The organism is Streptomyces sp. NPDC059900, from assembly GCF_050270335.1.
GTDB lineage: Bacteria > Actinomycetota > Actinomycetes > Streptomycetales > Streptomycetaceae > Streptomyces.
Map to the genome: position 1 here is coordinate 1 of NZ_JBNNJZ010000750.1, position 3367 is coordinate 3367.

A 3367-nucleotide genomic window follows, 5' to 3' on the forward strand; every position below is an offset into this window, starting at 1 on the left:
AATACAAACATACTCCTACGCCTCCACCGGCTGTTTTACGGCCATCTACAACGGCACCAAGGTCGCCGAGTTCTCCGGCCGCACCTGGGACGACCTGGGCAACGACACCCGCTTCGGCTCCTACGGCTCCGAGGTCAAGGACAAGCGGGTCATCAACTGGATCGACGGGCTGAAGGTCGGCACGACGTACGGAGACGTGGACAACTAGACCGGGCGGACCAGGCGCCCGTCGACCAGCTGGAGCAGGCTGTCGCGATGGTGTTCGCGCAGGGCCCGGTCGTGGGTGACCATCACGACCGGGCCCGCGAACTGCTCGACTGCGGCCTGCAGTTGCTCGACCAGCGCCAGGCTGAGGTGATTGCTCGGCTCGTCGAGCAGCAGCAGGTCCGGGCGCCGCGAGAACAGCAGCGCCAGTTCGAGCCGCCGCAGCTGCCCCACCGAGAGCCGGTTCACCGGAACATCGAAGTCCGCGCTCCCGAACAGGCCGAAGCGGGTCAGCTCCCGTGCCGCGTCCTCGACATAGGCGGCGCGGTGGGCGGCGAAGGTCTCAAGGACGCCGCGCCGCTCCCCGGAGAAGTCGCTCTCCTGTGGCAAGTAGCCGATGCGCAGACCTGGTTCACCTTCGACCGCTCCCGCATCAGGTGTCCGCAGGCCGGCCAGGGCGGACAGGAGGGTGGACTTGCCCGCGCCGTTCGGCCCGGTGATCACGTGCAGGGAACCGGGGGTGAGTGCGAGGTCCACGCCCCGCAGCACGTCGCCCACGACCAGGCCGTCGGCCCGGAGCAGCACGCCGTCGCCCGGCAGCTCCGCGCTCTCGCGCCGCGGATCGCTCTTGGGCGCCGTGAAGGTCAGCGGCTCGGGCGGACGCCGCACCTCTTCGTCGAGGAGGCGCCCCAGCTGCTGTCTGGCCGCACGGGTCGCGCGGGCGGCGGCGGCCTGGGCGGAGCCTCCGGCGAGGTTGTACGAGAGTTTGTCGCTGTCCCGCATCCCGCTGAAGGTGCGGCCGGATCGGGCGGCCTTGTCCAGGCGCCGCCGGGTCTCCGCCAGCTCTTGGCGCCAGTCGCGGTACTCCTGCCACCAGCGAGCCTGTGCCGCGGCGCGCTCGTCGAGGTAGTCGCGGTAGCCGCCGCCATAACGCACGGTGGTGCCGCGCGAGCCGTCCAGGTCGACGATGGCGGTGACGGCGGTGTCAAGGAGCACACGGTCGTGCGAGGCGATGAGGCACGGCCCCTGATAGCGGGCCAGCCACGGCACGAGCCAGTCCACCGCACGGTCGTCCAGGTGGTTCGTCGGCTCGTCCAGAAGCAGCCCGGCGGGTTCGGCGAGAACGAGTTCGACGAGCGCAAGACGGGAGCGCTCGCCGCCCGAGAGGGTCGCGGTGGGCCGAAGCCGGTCAAGGCCGCCGAGGCCGAAGACATCGAGCACCTCGCCGACCCGGGCATCGAGTTCCCAGCCGCCGCGTCGGGCGAACTCGTCCTGGAGCCGCCCGTACTCGCCGAGCACGTCGCCCAGATCTTCTGTGCCGGACGACATCAACTCCTCGGCGGCGCGCATGCGTTCGGCCATTTCACCGAACTCGGCGGTCGCCCGCGCCAGTACGGTCTCGATGGTCGCACCGTCCGGGAAGCCGGGCTCCTGGGGCAGGAAGCCCACCTGGCCCGCGACCGCCCGTACGACCTGACCCCGTTGCAGCGGCAGTTCACCGGCGAGGGCGCGCAGCAGCGTCGACTTGCCCCGCCCGTTCTCACCGATCAGACCGACCCGCTCGCCCCGTGACACCTTCAGCGAGACGTCACGCAGCACGAGGCGGTCCCCGAGCACGCAGTGCACGTTCTCGGCGAGGAGGTGCGCCGAGCGGTGGTCACCGGAGAGGACGTCCTGCGCGCCGCCGGGACCATCCGCGTTCGTGTCGGGCATCGTGAAGAGCTCCTGTCGTACGCCGGTTGCCGCCGGCTGAAAGCCTCTGGTGAGCCTGGCCGGTCAGTCGGCCAGCGGTGTTCCGCAGCGGGCGCAGTAGCGGGCGTCGCGTTCGGCGGCGAGGCCGCCGCACGCGGGGCAGACGCGACCGAGCAGGCACACCGGCTCACCGGCCTCGGACCCGCCGGGCGTACCGGCGCCGGGGGCCGGGCGACGGCGGTGGGCACTCGTGTAGACCAGCCCCTCGTCGCCCGCGTCCACGCGGCGGCTGGTGCCCGCGGGAAGCCAGGCGAGGGCGCCGGGCGTGAGCTGCCAGGTCGCGTCCCGGGTGCGCAGTACGCCGGCGCCCGTCAGCACGGTGAGCAGGACACCGAACTCCTCCTCCGTGTGCTCTCCGATGCTCGCGCCCGGCGCGAGGCGGACGACGTCGGCGTCCAGGTCCCTCGTACGCTCGCCGAGCGACCACAGGACGCTGATCTGGCCTCGCCCTGCGGCTGCGGTCTGTTCCGGTCCGACGAAGACCGGAGCGGCGGGGGCGGGGGCGTTCATGCGAACTCCAGTCGGTGCGGACGGGCGGCGGCGCACGGCTCTCGTGCCGGTCGGTTGCGGCACCGGCGGGATTCGAACCCGCGGACAGGGAAGGGCAAGGCCCGCCCGGCTCCCGTCAGTCGGCGTGCGAGGGGCTTCCCGCACGCCGATCGCAATGGGCCGCTCTGCCACGGCACCGCAACCTGCGGGACGGCGCAGCCCCGCTCCGGTGAGGATAAGGACAGCGCGCGGCCGGGGCGAGTTCATTACCGCCCCGGCCGCGATCTTCCGGGTCAGCCTCCGGTACGTGGCAGGAGGGAGACCATCTTGCTTCCCTGATGGGCTACCAGTGCGTCCTTGTAGAGCAGGAGTTGGGGCGCCGGTGCCAAGAGGGGGCCCGGCTTGCCGATGTCGACGTGGTCCTGCCAGACCTTCTCGCCCGTGCGCAGATCGAGGGCGGAAATATCTCCGCTCGGGTTGAGGAAGTACACGACGCCCTGCCGCTCCGACACCACGGGATCCGCGATGCCCGTGAACGAGTCCTCGTCAGGCATCTTGATGCCCACGGGGGCGGCCCACAGAGTCTTTCCCGTGGTCAGGGAGTAGGCCGTGGCCTTGCCCTGCCACGTCACGGAGAAGAGACGGTCACCGATGACAGCCGTTTCGGCCACCTCGCCCGGCTTACCGGCCTCCATGCCCGGAATCCGGTAGGTGTGCGAGGTCTGCGCTCCCGAGCCGTTGACGGTGGTCAGCCGAAGGTTCTCGTCCGATGGTTCCCTCTCCCCCGCCAGGACCATCCGGTCCCCCGTGTTCCCGGTCAGCTGATGCCTGCCGGGCAGGGTCGTGACCTTCTCGGCGGCTCCGGAGGCGGGGTTGAGCCGCAACACGTCGGTGTCGTGCGGCTTGTCCGTGTCCCGCGTGC

Annotated in this window: 3 protein-coding genes, 1 tRNA gene and 1 pseudogene; 1 reads left to right on the forward strand and 4 read right to left on the reverse strand. The window is 71.1% G+C overall.

The genetic code is table 11. The annotated features are described in order from the left end of the window. Positions 1-208, forward strand: a pseudogene (locus tag ACQKIP_RS43250) (hypothetical protein); the annotation flags it as partial. On the opposite strand, the gene ACQKIP_RS43255 reads toward ACQKIP_RS43250, so the two are convergent. The 4 genes from ACQKIP_RS43255 to ACQKIP_RS43270 form a co-directional block, all read right to left on the reverse strand. Then, positions 205-1917 (reverse strand): ABC-F family ATP-binding cassette domain-containing protein, encoded by a 1713-nt coding sequence (locus ACQKIP_RS43255; protein WP_365856014.1) that lies wholly within the window; start codon positions 1915-1917, stop codon positions 205-207. The pseudogene ACQKIP_RS43250 and the gene ACQKIP_RS43255 overlap by 4 nt on opposite strands. Positions 1918-1980: 63 nt before the next feature. Continuing rightward, entirely contained in the window at positions 1981-2466 is a 486-nt protein-coding gene (locus ACQKIP_RS43260) for a cupin domain-containing protein (protein WP_365856012.1), read from the reverse strand. A 57-nt stretch (positions 2467-2523) separates the two neighbouring features. Further along, positions 2524-2643: transfer RNA gene (locus tag ACQKIP_RS43265), tRNA-OTHER, on the reverse strand. A 95-nt stretch (positions 2644-2738) separates the two neighbouring features. Further along, a partial coding sequence (locus ACQKIP_RS43270) for a PQQ-binding-like beta-propeller repeat protein (protein WP_427745521.1) occupies positions 2739-3367 on the reverse strand: 629 nt, incomplete at its 5' end.

Bases quoted from the DNA above. Each gene is read 5' to 3' on its own strand.
- ACQKIP_RS43255 (WP_365856014.1), bottom strand. From the start codon at position 1,917: ATGCCCGACACGAACGCGGATGGTCCCGGCGGCGCGCAGGACGTCCTC.
- ACQKIP_RS43260 (WP_365856012.1), bottom strand. From the start codon at position 2,466: ATGAACGCCCCCGCCCCCGCCGCTCCGGTCTTCGTCGGACCGGAACAG.